Origin of the sequence: Oleiphilus messinensis (assembly GCF_002162375.1) — a bacterium.
Taxonomy (GTDB): domain Bacteria; phylum Pseudomonadota; class Gammaproteobacteria; order Pseudomonadales; family Oleiphilaceae; genus Oleiphilus; species Oleiphilus messinensis.
This window is the reverse complement of the sequence record NZ_CP021425.1, coordinates 395,443-415,632: the sequence shown is the minus strand read 5'-3', so window position 1 is coordinate 415,632 and position 20,190 is coordinate 395,443. Positions and strand designations below refer to the sequence as shown.

Sequence of the window (20,190 nt, the reverse complement as noted above, 5' to 3'; positions counted from 1 at the left end):
GACTGGCAGCGAAAGATCAGGTACGCGCTGTCAGTTTGGTTCGTGCTCTCTGGGCTGCCTGGCGAACCTGTGCCGGTGCGGTTCCGCCAATATGGTCACGGGCGTTCACCGAGCCTTCCAAAGTAAGCACATCGAATACATCATCAGCAATAATATCGGAGAACTGCTGCAATTCCTGCAACGTCATATCAGACAGATCTTTCCCGGTCTGAACACCGTACCCCACTGCTTTGCCGACAACTTCATGAGCATCCCGGAAAGGCATACCCTTCACCACCAGATAATCCGCCAGATCAGTTGCTGTCGAGAAACCTCGCTTGGCTGCTTCACGCATACTGTCACGCTTTGGCTCAATTGCAGGCACCATATCGGCATAGGCTTTCAAGCAGCCTTTCAAGGTATCGATAACATCGAACAGTGGCTCTTTATCTTCCTGATTATCCTTGTTATAGGCCAGCGGTTGAGCCTTCATCAAGGTCAGCAATGAAATTAAATGACCCGTCACGCGGCCGGTTTTTCCACGTACAAGTTCGGGCACATCGGGATTTTTCTTCTGCGGCATGATGGATGAACCGGTGCAGAATCGATCCGGCAAATCGATGAAGTTAAACTGGGCAGAAGTCCAGAGGATCAGTTCTTCAGAGAATCGGGACAGATGCGTCATCAGCAAACTGGCTGCCGCCGAAAACTCGATGGCAAAATCGCGGTCGCTAACCGAGTCCAGCGAGTTTTCACTGGGACAAGTAAAATTCAGTAATTTTGCGGTGATTGTGCGATCGATCGGGTAAGTGGTTCCAGCCAGCGCGGCCGCGCCAAGGGGCATGATATTCACACGCTTGCGACAATCCTGAATGCGGCCAAAATCCCGCTCCAGCATTTCATTCCAGGCCAGCAGATGGTGCCCGAACGTCACCGGTTGTGCCGTCTGCAAATGGGTAAAACCCGGCATAATGGTGTCCGCTTCCTGTTCGGCCAACGCAATCAGCCCGGTCTGCAATCGGCTCAGTTCGGCACAGATAACATCAATTTCATCCCGGAGATAAAGACGAATATCCGTCGCAACCTGATCATTACGGGAACGTCCGGTATGCAGTTTCTTACCGGTAATACCGATTTTACTGGTCAAACGAGCCTCAATATTCATGTGCACGTCTTCCAGCTTGACCGACCAGGCAAAAGCACCGGCTTCAATCTCTTCACGGATTTCAGTCAATCCAGCGATGATCTGTTCTTTCTCCGCATCGGTCAAAACCCCGACCTCCGCCAACATGGTCGCATGGGCCATGGATCCCTGAATATCATGAAAATAAAGACGTTTATCAAAATCCACAGAAGCCGTGAATCGCTCCACAAAAGCATCAGTCGGCTCACTGAAGCGTCCACCCCAGGGTTTATCTGTCGTTGAAGTCGAAGCCTGAGTCGTATCAGAATCGTATTCGGCTGTCATGCTTTTCCCACCACATCAATATTGAACCGTAAACGGAGGATTATCCCACAGCACACAGAAAGTGGCTTGTTTCACGAAATCCGTCCCCATCACTTGCAAATCCAGCTATGCTCACTACTGTTATGCTCACTACCGTAAAGAATGATGCACCATAGCGGATACAACATAGCACGTATATAAAAGCGCAGCAGTATAACATGGACACCACCATTACGGTGAAATTACCACTCTCTGACTACGACACCGAATTCAATTATCCGGATTGCAAAACGCCATGGCTCAATCCCACGCGCAGCTGACGTCCAAGCCAAGGCCCCGAGACAATGTGGTCGACTTTTTCCTGCCCGACCTGTGCAAAGTGCACTCTGTGATTTTTCTGGTGATTGTAACCGAGCTCGTCGCCTTGGTGTTTACGCTGGTCCAACCCAATACAGGCCCCAGGAGCTGGACAGATGTCATAGACTGGAATTTCCTGGGATTGGTGTCCCTGTTTGGCCAATGCCTGGTTTTAAGCTGTGCAGCAGTACTGTGTATCGCCCGAAACTGGCTCTCAACACTCAGTGTCAGAGTCGCGTCTTTGCTTTGCTTCAGTCTCATACTTGTTATCACACTGATTTTCAGTTTGATGGTTGACCACTTCTTCGCGGGGTTAAGTCTCTCCGAAATGACCGGTAGGCCGATCTCCGCAAGTGAATCCTGGCTGGGGGTAAATCATTGGTTTGTGATTCGAAATCTGATCATCGGCGCTATTATTTCAGGCATTATTCTTCGCTATTTTTACCTGCAGTATCAATGGCAAAACCAGAGACAGGCGGAAACCCGGGCCAAGCTGCAAGCGCTGCAGTCACGGATTCGCCCTCACTTTTTATTTAATAGTATGAACAGTATCGCCAGCCTGATTGCGATCGACCCGGACAAAGCTGAAAATGCGGTACTGGATCTGTCTGAGTTATTCCGCGCCACCCTGAAAACTGACCAGCTTCTGATTCCAATCGGTGATGAACTCTCACTGTGCCGTCGCTACCTGAATATCGAGAAACTCAGATTGGGCTCGCGTCTTGACGTGCTGTGGGATATCCGAGAACTTCCAAAACGGGTTCAGATTCCACCGCTTACCTTGCAACCCTTGGTGGAAAATGCAATTTATCATGGTATTCAACCCATAAAATCCGGTGGCACAATTCACGTTCTGGCCTATCAGAAGAACAATTCCGTATACGTCATGATCTCCAACCCTTACAAGAATGAACTACAGCAACCACACCGCAACGATGATCAGCCAACCCACAAAGGTAATCAGGTCGCGCTGGATAATATCCGCAGCCGATTGCAGGGCATTTATGGCCCCAGTGCCGTATTAAAGAGCAGCACCAAATCTGAAACCTATACTGTAACGTTGAGATTCCCGTTGAGTTGAAGGAGAACGACTCATGACCACCCGCGTACTAGTAGTAGATGATGAACCTCTGGCTCGACAACGCTTGCTGCGATTACTGGGCAATCTGGAGCGTTACACCGCCATTGGTGAAGCTGAAAATGGTGAAGAAGCACTACAGAAGATCGCCGAAACCCACCCGGATATTGTGCTACTTGATATTCGAATGCCCGAAGTTGACGGGCTTCAGATTGCCGAGAGAATCAATCAACTGGATACTCCTCCTGCAATCGTGTTCTGTACCGCTTATGACGATTATGCAATCGCGGCCTTCCAGGTTAATGCCGTCGGCTACATCCTGAAACCCGTCCGTCAGGAAGCGCTGCAGAACGCACTGGACAAGTCCGCACGCTTGAACAAAACCCAACTCAACGCCCTGGAGCAAAACAAGCAAACGGAAGATGCCCAGTATCTGGTTGCGAAAACCTACAAAGGCACAGAGTTGATCGAGCTCACGCACATTTACTATTTCATGGCCGACCAAAAATATGTGACGGTATACCATCAAGACGGCGAAACCATTATTGATGATACGCTGAAAGACCTGGAGAGAACCTACGCGAACTATTTTTTGCGCGTTCATCGTAACGCCCTGGTCAATCAGAATCGCATTCACGCACTGAACCGTAACGCGCAGGGCCACTACGAGTTAAAGCTCAACGGCGTCAGCACGCCGCTGTCGGTGAGCCGCAGACATGCCCAGGAATTGAAACAATGGCTGCAGCAACGTTAACCCGAAGAAGATCTGCATTCAGATGCGTTGCACGGGACAAAAGCATCTAAAAACGCTAGACTTTCCCCTCCATCGACAGGCAACGAGATCGACATGAGTTTACGAAAAATCACTATCGCCACCCGAAACAGTGCACTTGCGATGTGGCAGGCTGAACATATCAAAGCACGTTTGGAGGCCCTTCATTCTGGTTTAACCGTTGAATTACTGGGTATCAAGACCAAGGGCGATAAAATTTTGGATGTGCCACTGGCTAAAGTGGGCGGCAAAGGCTTGTTTGTAAAGGAACTTGAAACCGCAATGTTGAATGGCGAAGCAGACCTCGCGGTACACTCCATGAAGGATGTCCCGATGGCGTTTCCTGAAGGCTTGGGACTGGTTGCAATTTGTGAGCGCGAAAATCCGACGGATGCCTTTGTCAGCAACCATTTTGCAACACTGGATGAATTGCCTCAGGGTGCAACGGTAGGCTCCTCGAGTCTGCGCCGCCAATGCCAGATCAAGGCCGCACGACCCGACTTGAACCTGGTATCGCTACGGGGCAACGTTAATACTCGATTGCAAAAACTGGATGACGGCCAATTTGACGCGATTATTCTTGCCACTTCCGGCTTGATGCGCCTGGGCTTCCACGACCGGATACGCAGTACCCTCCCGGACACAGTCAGCCTGCCCGCTGTTGGCCAGGGTGCACTGGGCATTGAATGCCGCCTGGCCGACCACGAATTGACCGCACTGCTCGCACCACTCAACCACGATGACAGCAACACCGTGGTCACCGCTGAACGGGCCATGAACACCCGGCTCAACGGCGGCTGCCAGGTTCCAATTGCAGGATTTGCTGAATTGCATGGAGACCAACTGCATCTCAGAGGTCTGGTTGGTGCAGTAGACGGCAGCAAGATTTTAAGTGCAGAGGCAATCCGACACCGGAATGAAGCCAGTGAATTGGGTATCGAAGTCGCTGAAGCGCTCTTAGCCCAAGGGGCAGACCAGATTCTCGCTGAAGTTTATGGCCAGGATTGAGCCTTACCGAACACGTAAACTGATTCCTTACCCATAAGCCCCATATGAATCAACTTGAACAACAGCTCGACGGATTGCGGGTGCTGCTCACACGCCAGACATCGGACAATCAGGCGCTGCGCAGCACACTGCAGAACCAGGGCGCCCAGGTTCACGAACTACCTGCTCTCGAAGTTAGCGAGATGCCGGAAAGCCGTGCGATTATCGGCCCGGTGATGGATCTGGATCAATATGATACGGTTATATTTATCAGCCAAAATGCAGTTCGGTCCGGCATGCAATGGATTGACCAATACTGGCCTCAACTACCGGTCGGAATCACTTGGTTCGCCATCGGGGAAAAAACCGCGCAAGCGCTGAGGAAGTGGGATATTGAGCCGGTACAGGCAACAACCGGTCATGATTCGGAAGCGCTGTTGCAACGCCCCGAGCTGCAAGATATGAAAGGTCGACGGGCCCTGATTGTTCGAGGTCGAGGCGGGCGGGAAACACTCGCAGAAACATTGCAACGGCGCGGGGCCAGGATTGACTATATCGAAGTCTATCAGCGTGTGATGCCAGCCCTGAGTGATCGTGAGCTGGATGCCGCCTTCTCCACATTCCGGCCACAATTGATTGTTGTGTTCAGTGGAGAAACATTGCACAACCTGGCCAAACTGAGCGAAAATAGCCCGTTTAACCTCAACGATGCAACACTCATGGTCCCCAGTGAACGGGTCCGAAACTTGGCCACGCAATCGGGACATCAGAAAGTTCTCATTGCCGAAGCACTGAATGTTGAGGCAATTTGCCTTAAAATTCAGCAGTGGTATGCCTCTGAGGTAGCATTTCGCAATCGGGTCGACTTAAAATAGACCCCCGGCAAGGGAATCTATCCGGGACCTGAACGCCAATTTAACCGACGAGCACATGTGAACCAAATGAGCCCGTCTGACGTTGACTCGCCAATAATAGAGAAACAGGAATCTACGTGACTGAAGAACAGACCAACTCGCCCGTCTCTACTACAAAACCGTCTCAGCCTCGCATCTGGCCACTTTGGTTACTCCTGGTGCTTGTTATCGCAGCGCTTTCCGGATTGGCCGTTTACGGTTGGCTGCAACTGGAAAAAATGAAAACACTGAACAGCCAATTCGAACTGGTTCAGGATAACACACGTAAAGCTCAAACATCGGATCAGGAAATACGCGGCCAGATCACACAAATAAGCTCCCGCCTGGACAGCAGTTCCGAGAAACAGAATACTGAACTGGTCGAAATCAAAAAGCAGCTTCAGGAAAATGCCAACCAGTTGCTTCGCTTGGGAGGAACATCGCGAACAGAGTGGTTACTCGCTGAAGCGGAATACCTGCTGAGACTGGCAAATCAGCGCCTTGCACTGGAAAAAGATGCAGTGGGCGCAGAGGCCATCTTGAGCGCTGCAGACAGCGTACTTCGAGACAGCCAGGATGCTGGCACCTACCCCGTGCGTGAAGCATTGGCGAAAGAAATCCTGTCGTTACAAACATTACCCAACACGGACAAAGATGGTCTTTATCTCAAACTGGAAGCCATCGTTCAGTCAATTGACCACCTGGAACAGCGCTTGCTGGTCAAGGATTCCGACCCGGTTCGCCCGGAAACGACACCAAAACCGGAATCAGATTCATTGGCTGACAAAATACTGAGCAAGCTTGCCAAAGTGATGGTTTTCAAAAACCTTGACCGTCCGGTAGAACCGCTGCTGTCACCGGAACAGGCCTATTATTTAAAACAGAATTTGCGCCTGATGCTGGAACAAGCCCAACTTGCGCTGCTTAAAAAACATCAAGCGCTTTATGAGCAAAGCCTGGACAAAGCCATGCAATGGATTCAGGAATATTTCCTGTTGGAAAATGCAGCCACCAAAGCCCTACTGAATCAGTTACAACAGCTCAAAAAACAAAATATTAACCCGGAATTGCCTGATATATCTGAATCACTGGCGCTGCTTAAACAGCGGATCGATTCATTGTACCGACGTCACGCTATGCCCGAGCCGGTTGCCACGGTCAAGCCAATGGAGTCTGCACAATGAAAACAGTCGTCGGCCTGATTATTCTCGCAGGTGCCCTGTTACTGGGTACTTTAGCGGGCACACTAATGCTTCACGATGCCGGGTATGTGCGTGTATCACTCGGTCACTACATGTTTGAAAGCAGCTTTTGGTTCGCGCTTTGTCTGATTATAGGCCTGTTTGCCACCATCTATCTGATATTTGCGCTTCTGTTTCGCTCCCTGCGGGGCTTTCAAGGTATCAGCCAATGGATTGATCGTAAAAGCCAGGATGCCGCGAACCGTGAAGTCACCAAAGGCATGCTGGAATATACCGAAGGCAATTGGCCGAAAGCGCTTAAACACTTGAAAGGCTCAGCATCCAAAGCCAACAGCCCGATCGTAAACTATCTTGCTGCGGCCCAGGCCGCCAACGAGCAGGGCCTGGTGCACGATGCTGAGGAAATGCTGCAGAAGGCGCGAGAGGTTCCCGGATCTGAATTGGCGGTAGGTCTGACAGAAGCACAGCTCATGGTTAATAACAATCAGTTAGAGAGCGCCGTTGAGAAGCTTAAAACCCTGCACAGTTTAGCGCCCCAGAACCCACAGATACTGCGACAGCTCAAAGCGCTCTACAGCCAGCTTCAGGACTGGCCACAGCTCACACAATTGATACCGGAGCTGCGCAAGAAAAAGATATTTGTAGCATCTGAATTGGACGAGCTAGAACAACAATGCTGGACGAATGTCCTGCAAGAGACGACCGAGTCGATCCAGAAAACAATGGGAAGTAGCTACAATCCGGCGCAACTGGAAGCCGTTTGGGAGAAAATCCCCTCCGATTTGCGCAAATCAGAGCCACTCCTGCTGGCCTATTCCGCGAGCCTCAGAGCAATAAAGCACGATGATCGCGCGGAAATGCTGCTGCGCAAGACGTTAAAACAAAACTGGAATGATCAACTCGTTCTGGAATATGGACTGATTCGATTCTCCAGCCCGATAGAACAACTTGAAACCGCTGAGCGCTGGCTTGAAAGCCGGCCGGGAAATGCGGAACTGCTGCTGACCGTGGGCCGCCTGGCCCTGCGCACAGAGGGCTGGCACAAGGCACGGGAATACTTTGAAGCAAGCCTGAAGTTCAAGAAGCGGATGGAGACCTATGCGGAACTCAGCCGCCTTTGCGCCCACTTGGGACAACTTGAGCAAAGTACCGAATACTTCATGCAGGGCGTTCTGGGTCAGGCTGGTCTGCCAGAATTGCCAATGCCGGCTAAACAGGCTTAAAAGCCTGCCGGCATGGCACGAGTTATTCAGTTAAAATAGCGAACCTATCAACGGGGCATTATCAACGGGGCATTATCAACGGGGCATTATCAACGGGGGGCATACTCCAGCACATCGGAGTAAAACTGCCCCTCAGGTAGCCCTTCCCCTAGCAACCCATCCATCGCGGTATACACCATTCCCGGCGAACCACTGGCAAACACCTGACAGGATGCCAAATTGTCACGGTTCTTCAAAATCTGCTCAACAAGCTGATCATGATGGCCTGACCAGTCATTATCATCAACATCTTTGTGTACCGGAAAATAGCGCACATTCGGGTGCTCTTCCGCCCACTTTTTCGGAATTTCCTGAGCATACAATTCAGAAGCCTGACGACCACCCCAATAAATATCGACAGAATGAGAAAACGAAGCATCAAATAACGCTTCTGCAATCGATTTTATTTGCGCAAATCCAGTACCCGCTGCGATCAAGAGTACAGGCCCTTCCGGCAAAGCATTGAGACACGCCTTACCGAATGGTAAGCGAACACGCACAACGGGTTCCTGCTTTAAGGACGCGAGTAGAGATGATGCAGATTCACGCCCCTCAGGCACTTGAATATGCAACTCTATCTCACGCTGACCGGGAAGACTGGCAATTGAGAAATAAGCCTCTTCTCCCTTCTCCTGTTGCAAGGCCAGATATTGTCCGGGCGAAAACGCCAGCTTTTTACCCGCCGGGATTCGTAGTAATACCCGATAGACATCCAATCCCATCAGTTCGACACTCACCACCTGACAAGCATAATCATTCACAACATAATCTCCTGGAGCACGTATGGTCTCCGCTTCAATAACACAATCCGACTTCGCCACCGCTTTGCACATCCGAATAGTACCTTGCTTGATATATTCAGCTGATTGGCTTGGATCGATCACCAGCCCCTCAGACAGTTGCGCATCGCACAACCAGCAAACACCATTCCGGCAACTCACGGGAACCCGGAAGCCCTGACGTTCTGCCGCTTCGGATAGCGATTCCGCTTCCCGTGCATAAAAATGGCCCACGAACCGAATTTCGATTTTATATTCCATAGTAACGGGACGAGCAGCCTATGACTTCGCTTCCGATAATATATCCAGTTCTGCCCATAAACGATCCACCTTCTCTTTAACAGCGTCATCCATCGCAATCACTCTGCCCCATTCCCGTGTTGTTTCGCCTGTCCACTTGTGTGTTGCGTCGAAACCAATTTTTGAACCTAACCCGGAAACCGGAGACGCAAAATCAAGGTAATCTATGGGGGTGTTTTCAACCATCACGGTGTCACGGGCGGGGTCCATTCGGGTTGTCATGGCCCAGATCACATCATTCCAATCCCGGGCATTGACATCATCATCTGTCACGATAACGAATTTGGTATACATAAATTGACGCAGAAACGACCAGACACCCATCATGACACGTTTGGCATGACCGGGATATTGTTTTTTCATGGTCACTACAGCCAGCCGGTATGAACAGCCCTCAGGGGGAAGATAAAAATCAACCACTTCAGGAAACTGCTTTTGCAAAATCGGCACAAATACCTCATTCAACGCCACCCCCAGTATCGCCGGTTCATCAGGTGGGCGCCCGGTGTAAGTGCTGTGATAGATCGGATCACGGCGACAAGTCATTCGTTCAACCGTAAACACCGGAAACTGATCAACTTCGTTATAGTAGCCAGTATGGTCACCAAAAGGCCCTTCCGGAGCCATGTCGTCAGGATAGATGAAGCCTTCCAGAATGATTTCCGCACTGGCAGGCACCTGCAAATCCAATGACTGACAACGCACAACTTCAGTTTTATTACCCCTGAGCAACCCCGCAAAGGCATACTCTGAAAGCGCATCCGGTACCGGCGTCACCGCACCCAGAATCGTTGCTGGATCGGCACCTAAAGCGACTGCAACGGGAAAAGGTTCACCCGGGTGTGCGGCACACCATTCACGATAATCCAGCGCACCGCCCCGATGGGAGAGCCAACGCATGATCAAACGATTGCGTCCGATTAGCTGTTGCCGGTAAATCCCGAGATTCTGGCGTTCTTTCTCCGGTCCTCGGGTCACCACCAATGGCCAGGTGACTAGAGGCCCTGCATCACCGGGCCAACAGGTCTGAATCGGTAAGTCATATAAATTTACCGCATCTTTTTCGTAAACCACCTGCTGGCAGGGCGCATTACGAACTTCTTTCGGTGCCATATTCAATACTTGCTTGAATATTGGCAATTTACTCCAGGCGTCCTTGAGTCCTTTGGGGGGGTCAGGCTCTTTAAGAAAAGCTAACAGCTTACCAATTTCTCGTAAACTCTGAACATCAGATTGCCCCATGCCCATCGCCACCCGCTCAGGCGTACCGAACAGGTTTGCCAGTACCGGTATTGACTTGCCCTTCGGATTTTCAAATAGTATCGCAGGCCCACCGGCACGCAAAGTACGATCACAAATTTCAGTCATCTCCAGATAGGGATCGACTTCCTGGGTAACACGCTTTAATTGCCCCTGCTTTTCCAACTGCTTAATAAAATCCCGCAGATCCTGGTAGTGCATAACCCTTTTTCCTGTCTTGGCCTCAAAAAAAAGCCGGAAGTGAAAACCTCCGGCTTTTTCTGCTCATACAATATGCGAACGATATGCGAATTAACGCTTTTTCATAGACTCGAAGAACTCATCATTGGTTTTCGTGTCTTTCAACTTGTCCAAAAGGAATTCGATTGCAGCAACATCGTCTTCCATTGAGTGCAGGATCTTACGCAAAATCCAAACGCGCTGCATCTCATCTTCAGACATCAACATTTCTTCGCGGCGGGTACCGGAGCGGCGAATATTTATCGCAGGATAAACCCGTTTCTCGGCCACTTTCCGATCCAGGTGAACCTCCATATTACCGGTACCTTTGAACTCCTCATAAATAACCTCGTCCATTTTGGATCCGGTGTCGATCAGCGCCGTCGCCAAAATGGTCAAACTGCCACCTTCCTCTACGTTACGTGCAGCACCAAAGAAGCGCTTCGGCCGCTCTAACGCATGGGCATCAACACCACCGGTCAAAACCTTACCGGAAGAAGGAATGATCGTGTTGTAAGCACGGGCAAGACGGGTAATGGAGTCCAGCAGAATAACAACATCCTGCTTGTGTTCAACCAGACGCTTGGCTTTTTCGATAACCATCTCGGCAACCTGAACATGGCGCGCTGGTGGCTCATCAAACGTACTGGCAACCACCTCACCGCGCACGGAACGCTGCATTTCGGTTACTTCTTCCGGACGCTCATCGATCAGCAGTACCATCAGGTGACATTCAGGATTATTACGCACCAAAGACTGCGCAATATTTTGCAACATCAATGTCTTACCGGCTTTTGGTGGGGATACGATTAATCCCCTCTGTCCCTTACCAATGGGGGCACACAAATCAAGCACTCGGGCGGAAAGATCTTCCGTGGAACCGTTTCCAGCTTCCAGTCTCAAGCGCTCCTGAGGAAACAGAGGCGTCAGGTTTTCGAACAAAATCTTGTTACGGGAGCTTTCCGGTTTATCGAAATTGATCTCGTTAACTTTTAGCAGGGCGAAATAACGCTCACCATCTTTAGGTGGACGAATTTTACCGGAGATGGTGTCCCCTGTACGCAAATTGAAACGCCGGATTTGACTGGGCGATACGTAGATATCATCCGGTCCTGCCAGGTAAGAACTGTCTGCAGAGCGCAGAAACCCGAAGCCATCCTGCAATATCTCCAGAACCCCATCGCCATATATGTCCTCACCACTCTTCGCATGGCGCTTGAGGATACTGAAAATTACATCCTGTTTGCGGGAGCGGGCGAGATTGTCCATTCCCATTTCATTTGCAATGTCCAGAAGTTCAGGAACAGATTTTTTTTTGAGTTCGGTAAGATTCATAGATTTTCTAAAATACTGATTAAGAAGGGATTAAAGGTAATAGTTTACAGATGCAGGAAAGATTCAAAGTCGGACTTCTAACGATTGAGATACTAACAGTTGAACTACAGCCAGTTGAACGACGGCATGTGAAGGGGATTCACATTGTAGTGCTGTTCATGAAATCGCAAAGTTCGGCCACAGTATAACACTAAAATGAAAAATAGCTAATGTTATCCGCGGTTTTCCCAACCACCTGAATTCTTTTCATCTGAAAATCTTCGAGTATGTGCGTTTTCCAGCCTTTACGACGTATTCGAACCCCATCATGCTTATTCGCACGCGGGCCTGGCGTTCATGAGCCAGCACAGCGACCAATCTGGTTCGAATATCCTCTGTCCCAACCCTTTACTATTCCAGAAATGCGCACAGCCTGTCGGATTTACCACAGGTTCACACCAACCGGATGAATCAGGCACAGAACCCGACACCGCCAATTGACTTGAATAAATGTTTATCCAAGTAGCAAAGTGATAGTATGAAGGCAGGATTTCGTCAAGTTTTCTCATTATTCTCAAGCAGAATCGAAAACCGGATATCATGCTGACATGAGTTACACTGGACGATATTATCCCAGATTTGGTCAACATCCAACCTGAAAGGGTGCCCGGTCGACTCAGATTCATCCAGATATTATTAGGTGGCCTGAGCCTATCCGTTACTCCAATACACTCTTTCGCACCAGGAACAGAGGAATATATGAGCGCAGCATCCGAATTTGTCCCACTTCAAATCGCGGTTTTGACAGTTAGTGACACCCGAACTTATGAGACGGATACATCCGGCCAATATCTCGTTGATGCACTACTGGAAACCGGTCATACACTCCAGGACCGGAATTTGATTCCTGATGATGTCTATCTAATGCGCGCAGCGATATCACAATGGATTGCTGACCCGACAATCCATTGCATACTCATTACTGGTGGCACAGGGTTCACTGAACGAGACAGCACGCCCGAAGCTGTAGCACCACTATTTGATAAAGAAATTAAAGGATTTGGTGAACTCTTCCGTCAGATATCGTTCACAGAAATTGGCTCCTCCACCATTCAATCCCGCGCGCTCGCCGGATTAGCAAACAATACGGTCATTTTTTGTATGCCCGGTTCCACGGGGGCGTGCCGGACGGCCTGGAGTAACATTATCAAAGAACAACTCGATAGTCGCCACAAGCCTTGCAACTATGTCGGCGTACTGCTCAAGAAACAACACAAGGACATCTCCTCGATCAAACCGTTTTGCGAGACGCGAAAATGAGTTGCACAATGCACGATCAACTAACCTCCGTGGATGACGCTCTGCACTATCTTCTGGAGCATACTCAGCCTCTCGAGGCGCGGGAAGTACGCCCGTTAACTGAAGCAATTGGCCGCATTCTCGCTGATCCGGTTTACTCGTCTATCAGCGTACCGCCACAGGACAACAGTGCGGTTGACGGCTATGCGGTCAACACACGATTCATCTCGACTGATCGCTGCCTCCCCGTTTCGCAACGTATACCCGCGGGGCACACACCGAAGCCACTCCAACCTGGTACTGCCGCACGGATTTTTACCGGCGCATTTATCCCGGAAGGCGCTGACGCAGTTGTCATGCAGGAAAACGTACAGGCGCAAGAAGGCACAACGGAGCAAAACGGTACAATAATCAAGTTGCCGGATACCATCACCCCAGAGCAAAATATCAGGCCGAAAGGACAAGACATACAGCAGGGTCAAGTCGTTCTTCCTGCCGGCACCCGTTTACGCCCGCAGGAACTCGGCCTGCTGGCATCCATTGGTACTGCCGACTTGCCCCTTTTTCGCCCTTTGCGCGTGGGTATCATCTCTACCGGAGACGAACTGGCAGAACCCGGAACCCCGTTACAAAGCGGTCAGATCTATAATTCAAACCGATATATGCTGCATGGATTGCTTGCGCAACTGCCCTGTAATATCCAAGACTACGGCATCATACCGGACACGGCTGACGCTACCTTGAGTGCACTGGACAAAGCTGCAGCCAAGTGTGACTTGATCATCACCAGTGGTGGCGTCTCAGTCGGAGAAGAAGATCACATCAAAAACAGTATCGATCAACTCGGCCAACTAAACCTCTGGAAAATTGCGATCAAACCCGGTAAGCCCTTGGCGTTCGGCGCGATCCGTGAAACTCCGATTATTGGCCTGCCGGGTAACCCCGGGGCGGTATTTGTCACATTCAATGTATTCGCCCGACCTTTCATTCTCAAATCCTGTGGTGCTTTAAGTTACACTCCCCAAAGCTTTCCGGTACCGCTCGGGTTTAATATTAAAAAGCCGGGAATTCGACGAGAATATCTCAGGGTCAAATTCACTCAAGATCCCGCTACCGGCCCCTGCTTGGAGGCGTACCCGAATCAAAGTTCCGGCGTACTGAGTTCTGCATGCTGGGGAGATGGATTTGCGATTATCCGGGAGAATACTGCACCCCAATGTGGCGACCTGGTTGAGTTTATTCCTTTCAGTGTTTTGTGAGATGACTATGAAGATTTTATTTTTTGCCAGTCTACGGGAACGCTTGGCGACCGGAGAAGAAACCTGGGACGAATTAGACGGTATTGCAACGGTAGCCGACGTGCTCGAAAAGCTTAAAAGTCGCCCCAGCCCCTGGCCTGAAGCATTGCAAGGCAAAGTGATGATGGCGGTCAACCAGGAAATGGCCAACGCAGACACCCCGGTATCGGAAAACGATGAGGTCGCATTCTTTCCCCCGGTAACAGGAGGCTGACATGAACATCGACATTCGAGTTCAACAGGAAGATTTCAGTCTTGGGCAAGAATACGACAGAATCCGTACCGACAAAACACAAGTAGGTGCAATTTGCTGCTTCAGTGGCCTGGTCCGTGATTTTGGGGATAACGAAGGCGTAATCGGTCTGGAGTTAGAACACTACCCCGGTATGACAGAAAAGGCACTCCATGAAATTGCGAGTCAGGCGTGCAACAAATGGCCCTTGGACTCCGTCTTGATTATCCACCGTGTGGGTGCACTGAAACTAGCCGACCAGATTGTCCTGACCATCGTCTCAAGTGCACACCGTCAAGCCGCCTTCGCAGCTGGCGAATTTATTATGGACTATCTGAAAATTTCCGCGCCGTTCTGGAAAAAAGAATTACATCACAAAGGTGGCCATTGGGTTGAACAAAAAGACTCCGATGTCACTAAACTAGAAGACTGGAAAACACCCAAGGGCCCTTGATAGAAAGGAAAAACAAAGGAACAACCGACCCACACTGACTCAGTAGCACCATGAAAAAAAACATTGCCATCGTCGAAGACGAACCCACTTTACGCGCAAACTACGCAGACGCCTTCACCAAATCGGGCTATGTTGTCAGTACCTATAGCAATCGCTCGGATGCACTCGAAGCATTTGAGCGCGCGCTACCGGATCTGGCATTAATCGATGTGGGTCTGGGGGATGAAATAGAGGGTGGATTTGATTTATGCCGCCAGTTACGCACCCTGTCAGACACGCTGCCTATCATTTTCCTGACCGCACGGGACAACGAATTCGATCAGATCTCCGGTCTCAGGCTGGGTGCCGATGACTACCTCACCAAAGAAATCAGTTGGCCTCATTTACTCGCGCGCGTGGTGGCACTCTTCCGCCGCACGGCGGCCTATCACCAGCCTCAAGAGCAGACAGACAGTGTGCTGCAACGGGGCCGCTTGAAAATAAACGTCGATAAAATCGCAGTTTACTGGAATGATGCGCCAATTGAACTTACCGTTACCGAATTCTGGATTGTACATGCACTGGCGAAATACCCGGGACATGTCAAGAACCGGACACAATTGATGGATGCGGCAAACACAGTGCTCGACGACAGCACAATCACGTCCCATATAAAACGTTTGAGGCGAAAATTCATACAAGTCGATCCCGCTTTTTCGGCCATTCAAACTGCCTACGGTATGGGCTATCGCTGGGATGCCAATGAATCCTGAACCAGGAGTTGCGACAGCCCCATGCGCCTGAAATATCAACTGATTCTGATCAGCTTGGTCACCTTGATATTACCCTGGTCAGCGTATCAGTTCATCCACCAACTTGAAGCAGAGTTACGCTTCAAGCAACAGTCAATGCTGCAACACAATGCCACGATTACTGCCCGATTTCTGGCACAAACGACCATCTTCGACGGCACCGCACAGGGGAAAGATGGGGCGTCCGTTTACGCCTTTGCGTTACCACAACCTGTTTTTCTTGATGGATATTTCGACGACTGGCTGGCATTAGGGGTCGATACCCGGGAGATTAAATCGGATTTCCTGCCGACTAATGACACCTTCCAGGTGAGTTACTTACTCGGTTTTTACCAGGATCGGCTGTACGCCTATATCAATGTTACTGATCCGGATATCCATCGCCACAATCCAAACCCGGGACAGCACAACAGCACGACAGATAACATTCAGTTTGAATATCGTGACCACAATGGTGTTCATCGCCGGGGTACACTATTCGCGACATCACCGGGCCTAATCAATTCAACTACCCAGGGTCAGGATATTCCAGTGGAAGTAGATGCGTACTGGCAATACTCGGAAACCGGATATACCGTTGAAATAAGCATCCCCTTTGCCGATGCAAAGGGAGGTTTTGGCTTCACCGTAATCAACCCGGAAAACGCGCCCCCCGACCCCTTTATACCACCACGATCACTCGGCAACATCCTCCCCTTGCCAGCATCAGTAGCCCCCACCTTTAGCAACCCGCACAGTTCAAGTCCGGAATTTAACGGCTATTACGATGACCCCCGGACAATGGAACCAGACCTGCTACCCACGCCACTCAAACCACAGGCCGACCGGGATGTGCCCACGTTGCGCTTCTCTGACCCGGAGATTAACCGTTATCTTGCTGAATTTTCGACGGCCGGCATAAAAATGACAGTCATCGACCAGCAGGGCTGGATTATTGGCAAGTCCGGCGAACTGGAATCTCAGCACAGTTTTCCGATCATTACGGCATCATCGAGTTTCTTCAAGGATATAGTGGGTACCCTGATACGTTGGACTCTTTTTGAAAAACCACCTCGGTCACAGCAACAGCCAAGCGCGGATCGAGACCAGTCCGACCTTGCGCAACAGGCGCTAAAAGGCTCCCCAACCATAACCTGGCAAGCTCAAGGTAGCAGAAATTACGCATTAATCAGCAGCGTGGTTCCCCTGTTTCAGAATCAAAAAATCGTTGGGGCGCTCAGACTCGATCAGAATACTGACGCTATCGCATCCATATCAAATGAAACGATTTTCGACATGGTCGCAATCGCGGCCGCCTCAATCTTTATCATCATGATTATGCTGCTCGGCTTTGCTTCTCTATTATCCTGGCGGATACAAAAACTCAGTAAACAAATCGATGCCTGCTTCAGTACAGACGGTGTGCCACAAAACAGCTTGATCCCCGGGACAGGGCAGGATGAAATCAGTGACTTGAGACGTCGCTTTGCAGCGCTGTTAGACGCAAACATGGCGTATACGGCTTACCTTCAAAGCTTTGCTCAAAAGCTGAGCCATGAAATCAAAACACCGGTGGCAATTATTCGCTCCTCACTGGACAACGCAAGCCTCCACAACAATATACCCACGGAATTAAACGAATATATTGAACGCGGTCAATCAGGGGTCAAGCGCATATCAGGCATCATTGATTCCATGCGTGCGGCAACACGCCTGGAAAAGCTGATCCAGACTGCCGACAACGTGGAGTTTGACCTGTATCCAGTGGTCGCAGAGTACAGCGCCGCATTCCAGCTGGCAGCCCCGAAGCTTAAAGTTATGTTCGAGGCAGCTGAATTAACTTATCCAGTGCAGGGCAATCCAGATCTTATTGCCCAACTACTGGACAAATTACTGGACAACGCAAAGGACTTCACCCCAGAAGGGAAAAGTATTCGATTGAGACTTTTTCAAAAGCACCAAACCATCATACTCGAAGTGGAAAATGAAGGGCCCGCGCTACCTGAGCGTATGCAGCAACAAATCTTTCAGCCTTTCATCAGTATACGTTCCAATGAACAACAACATCGAAACGACAGTCATATGGGTTTGGGGCTGGTTATCGTGAAATTAATCACGGACTTTCATCGCGGCAGAATCGAAGCACAAAATCTCACCGGTAATACCGGTGTGAGATTTACACTCATTCTGCCTGCAGGCCCCACACCATAACGCCCCCCCCAACAGGAGCCTAGCGTTTTTTCGGTGTCCAGGCCCAAATCATTTCCATTTTAACGGGCTCTTTGCTCTCGCTATCCGTAACAATAACCTCAACCGCCGTTTCACCTTTCTCAGTTGTTCGTATAAGGTCGATCTGCTCCTGGCTTAATCGAGCTTCAGCCTTCATATCCCCTTTTGCTCGCTTAACGTAGTCCGCCTTAATTGTCTTGATGACCGGCACACTGGTGTCAGGTAAATTCATACCAACAAGATAACCGGTGGCCGATTCCGCCAGTAAAATACTGGCAACTGCATGGATTGAACCAATATGATTCTGCACTGATTTTTTGTTTTTGACCGAAACCACTGATTCTGATTCCGTCAGTTTTTCAATTTTTATACCCGCTGTACCCGTAAACTTCACCATTTTGCCAAAAAACGTGGTTAATGCCTTAACCCGCAAAAAATCCGGTAAACCGTTGATTTTCGAGATAATGGTATTCAACTGATTCTTCTTGCTCATAACCCTTTCACCTTGCTTGTGATTGTCGTCACGCTCTGCAATCAGAGCGAAAAAGGCGGAGAATACCTGATTTCGACTTAAACCAAAATAGCTCAAATGTTTGTGATAACGGTTTCCATCAACATAGCCACCTCTGAATCGAGACGCTATAATCCTTAACCTTTCATCGATAGACAGGGGCACCAAAATGAGTGATTTAAAAGCTAAATTTGAAGAAACTGTAAACTACGTCCAAACCTCTGAAGGCGACTTTAAACCTTCCAACGAACTCAAACTTGAACTCTATGCATTGTTCAAGCAAGCGTCAGAAGGTGATGTATCGGGTAAGAAGCCTGGCATGCTCGACGTTGTAGGTCGCGCGAAATACGGTGCTTGGGAAAAACTGAAAGGAACCAGCAGCGACGCGGCAATGCAAAAATACATTGACCGCATTGAAGCCTTGAAAAACGAACAAGGCTAAGAAGTCCGGCCTTATTCTTTCGTGAATAAGGCCGCACAGTTCCCGGTGTGGTACCAGCCACCCGGAAACACGTCTCAATATCTGCGCCAACCGACCGACCTATTTTAAAAGGACTTTTGCATCTGTCACTTCGATGTAATAGAATCGGCGGAAAATTATAAAAACAGTACAATATACAGGGTGTGAAACCATGGATCTAACTGATACTATCGAGATCAGTCAGCCGGGACTGCTTGCTAAACTGCAAAAAGAAATCAAAGCAGAACATTTGAACAGCAGAACTGAACAAACCTACCAACACTGGATAACCCGTTATATATTTTTTAACGAGTTAAAAAATCCGTCGACTCTGAACGAAGAAAACATCAAAGCCTTTCTGGTTTATCTCGTCACGAAGATGAATGCCTCCAAAGCCAAAGTCAATCAGGCCAAACAAGCACTGGAATTTTTATACCTGAAAGTATTGAAACTGCCATTGTCGGAGAACAAGGATAACAGACTGGAGGTTTAAGAGTGGCCTCTAACCTCAAACGACATTAGCGAGTGAGCTGACACTCGCTAATGCTGCAGAAAAGTCTTCGTATTATTACGCGGGTTGCAATCTACGATATGTTCGAGCGCACTGAATCAATCACTGTGGATTAATTCGATACTGCTCATTAAACACAACACCGGGAACCACTCTCGGGTTGCTGTAGTGGAACTCTACTGGCACTTCATGCCGACCCAGATCGGTTTGCCGATCGACGACCTCAATTTTGTAAGGTTCCTGCACATTCTGCACCGGAGCTTCCTCTTCACCCGCAGCCGGCGGCTCAAGCCCACCTTCAATTACCGCCTGGGAAAGATCATCCTGCTCCAACATTTGAAATGGAAATGTATCGATCGTGGTTTTCTGTGGTTCATCTTCAGTGATTACAGCCTCAGCAAGTGCCGTATTAAACCAAATAACTGAAGCCGAAACCGCCACTAACTTTATTATATTATTCATGGCCTAGCATCCCTTATCACTAATTACCAAAACGTTGCCTCTAAAACTTAACCGCTATTTTAAGCTACTCCAGCGATTAAAATGTACGCACCGTTCACTCAATGAAATTTTTTTT

Annotated in this window: 20 protein-coding genes; 14 read left to right on the top strand and 6 right to left on the bottom strand. The window is 49.5% G+C overall.

The window, feature by feature from the left end:
* Positions 1-16 precede the first annotated feature (16 nt).
* Positions 17-1,447 carry an argininosuccinate lyase gene (gene argH / locus OLMES_RS01820; protein ID WP_087459676.1) on the bottom strand — a complete coding sequence of 477 codons (1,431 nt, stop codon included), beginning with the start codon at positions 1,445-1,447 and terminating at the stop codon, positions 17-19.
* Between the two features lie 274 nt (positions 1,448-1,721).
* On the opposite strand from argH, the gene OLMES_RS01815 reads away from it, so the two are divergent.
* The 6 genes from OLMES_RS01815 to OLMES_RS01790 all read left to right on the top strand — a co-directional run bounded on the left by OLMES_RS01815 (position 1,722) and on the right by OLMES_RS01790 (position 7,938).
* Positions 1,722-2,864, top strand: a complete 1,143-nt coding sequence (locus OLMES_RS01815) for a sensor histidine kinase (protein WP_087459675.1) — start codon at positions 1,722-1,724, stop codon at positions 2,862-2,864.
* Positions 2,865-2,877: 13 nt separating this feature from the next.
* Complete coding sequence (locus tag OLMES_RS01810; RefSeq protein ID WP_087459674.1) at positions 2,878-3,615, top strand: LytR/AlgR family response regulator transcription factor; 738 nt, start codon at positions 2,878-2,880, stop codon at positions 3,613-3,615.
* 93 nt (positions 3,616-3,708) lie between these two features.
* A complete protein-coding gene (gene hemC, locus OLMES_RS01805) occupies positions 3,709-4,641 on the top strand; it encodes a hydroxymethylbilane synthase (RefSeq protein WP_087459673.1) in 933 nt (310 codons plus the stop codon).
* Positions 4,642-4,685: 44 nt separating this feature from the next.
* Entirely contained in the window at positions 4,686-5,495 is an 810-nt protein-coding gene (locus OLMES_RS01800; protein WP_087459672.1) for a uroporphyrinogen-III synthase, read from the top strand.
* Between the two features lie 116 nt (positions 5,496-5,611).
* Positions 5,612-6,697, top strand: a complete 1,086-nt coding sequence (locus tag OLMES_RS01795) for a uroporphyrinogen-III C-methyltransferase (RefSeq protein ID WP_157678101.1) — start codon at positions 5,612-5,614, stop codon at positions 6,695-6,697.
* Positions 6,694-7,938, top strand: a complete 1,245-nt coding sequence (locus tag OLMES_RS01790; RefSeq protein ID WP_087459670.1) for a heme biosynthesis HemY N-terminal domain-containing protein — start codon at positions 6,694-6,696, stop codon at positions 7,936-7,938. The genes OLMES_RS01795 and OLMES_RS01790 overlap by 4 nt, the downstream gene beginning before the upstream one ends.
* Before the next feature lie 89 nt (positions 7,939-8,027).
* On the opposite strand, the gene OLMES_RS01785 is transcribed toward OLMES_RS01790, so the two are convergent.
* From OLMES_RS01785 to rho, 3 genes are all read right to left on the bottom strand, one after another.
* A complete protein-coding gene (locus OLMES_RS01785) occupies positions 8,028-9,017 on the bottom strand; it encodes a 2Fe-2S iron-sulfur cluster-binding protein (protein ID WP_087459669.1) in 990 nt (329 codons plus the stop codon).
* An 18-nt stretch (positions 9,018-9,035) separates the two neighbouring features.
* A complete protein-coding gene (gene ubiD / locus OLMES_RS01780; protein WP_087459668.1) occupies positions 9,036-10,517 on the bottom strand; it encodes a 4-hydroxy-3-polyprenylbenzoate decarboxylase in 1,482 nt (493 codons plus the stop codon).
* 90 nt (positions 10,518-10,607) lie between these two features.
* On the bottom strand, positions 10,608-11,870 hold the full coding sequence (gene rho, locus OLMES_RS01775) for a transcription termination factor Rho (RefSeq protein WP_087459667.1): 1,263 nt from the start codon (positions 11,868-11,870) through the stop codon (positions 10,608-10,610).
* A gap of 738 nt (positions 11,871-12,608) precedes the next feature.
* On the opposite strand from rho, the gene moaB reads away from it, so the two are divergent.
* From moaB to OLMES_RS01745, 6 genes are read left to right on the top strand one after another with little or no spacing between them, the layout of a single operon-like run.
* Positions 12,609-13,169 (top strand): molybdenum cofactor biosynthesis protein B, encoded by a 561-nt coding sequence (moaB, locus tag OLMES_RS01770; protein WP_087459666.1) that lies wholly within the window; start codon positions 12,609-12,611, stop codon positions 13,167-13,169.
* A gap of 8 nt (positions 13,170-13,177) precedes the next feature.
* Positions 13,178-14,407, top strand: a complete 1,230-nt coding sequence (locus tag OLMES_RS01765; protein WP_087459665.1) for a molybdopterin molybdotransferase MoeA — start codon at positions 13,178-13,180, stop codon at positions 14,405-14,407.
* Between the two features lie 7 nt (positions 14,408-14,414).
* On the top strand, positions 14,415-14,660 hold the full coding sequence (gene moaD / locus OLMES_RS01760) for a molybdopterin converting factor subunit 1 (protein ID WP_087464291.1): 246 nt from the start codon (positions 14,415-14,417) through the stop codon (positions 14,658-14,660).
* A 1-nt stretch (position 14,661) separates the two neighbouring features.
* The gene (locus tag OLMES_RS01755; RefSeq protein ID WP_198343182.1) at positions 14,662-15,132 is read left to right on the top strand and encodes a molybdenum cofactor biosynthesis protein MoaE; all 471 of its coding nucleotides are present in this window, start codon (positions 14,662-14,664) and stop codon (positions 15,130-15,132) included.
* A 50-nt stretch (positions 15,133-15,182) separates the two neighbouring features.
* Positions 15,183-15,884 (top strand): proteobacterial dedicated sortase system response regulator, encoded by a 702-nt coding sequence (gene pdsR / locus OLMES_RS01750; protein WP_087459664.1) that lies wholly within the window; start codon positions 15,183-15,185, stop codon positions 15,882-15,884.
* A gap of 21 nt (positions 15,885-15,905) precedes the next feature.
* Complete coding sequence (locus tag OLMES_RS01745) at positions 15,906-18,113, top strand: ATP-binding protein (RefSeq protein WP_087459663.1); 2,208 nt, start codon at positions 15,906-15,908, stop codon at positions 18,111-18,113.
* 19 nt (positions 18,114-18,132) lie between these two features.
* Here the strand turns inward: OLMES_RS01745 and OLMES_RS01740 are convergent, their stop codons facing one another.
* Positions 18,133-18,624, bottom strand: a complete 492-nt coding sequence (locus OLMES_RS01740; RefSeq protein WP_087464289.1) for a DUF4442 domain-containing protein — start codon at positions 18,622-18,624, stop codon at positions 18,133-18,135.
* 187 nt (positions 18,625-18,811) lie between these two features.
* Between OLMES_RS01740 and OLMES_RS01735 the strand changes: the two genes are divergently transcribed.
* Both OLMES_RS01735 and OLMES_RS01730 read left to right on the top strand, forming a co-directional pair.
* Positions 18,812-19,084 carry an acyl-CoA-binding protein gene (locus tag OLMES_RS01735; RefSeq protein WP_087459662.1) on the top strand — a complete coding sequence of 91 codons (273 nt, stop codon included), beginning with the start codon at positions 18,812-18,814 and terminating at the stop codon, positions 19,082-19,084.
* A gap of 190 nt (positions 19,085-19,274) precedes the next feature.
* Positions 19,275-19,595 (top strand): site-specific integrase, encoded by a 321-nt coding sequence (locus OLMES_RS01730; protein ID WP_087459661.1) that lies wholly within the window; start codon positions 19,275-19,277, stop codon positions 19,593-19,595.
* Positions 19,596-19,715: 120 nt separating this feature from the next.
* Here the strand turns inward: OLMES_RS01730 and OLMES_RS01725 are convergent, their stop codons facing one another.
* Positions 19,716-20,075: a hypothetical protein gene (locus OLMES_RS01725; protein ID WP_087459660.1), complete on the bottom strand. Its 360-nt coding sequence runs from the start codon at positions 20,073-20,075 to the stop codon at positions 19,716-19,718.
* Between the last annotated feature and the right edge of the window lie 115 nt (positions 20,076-20,190).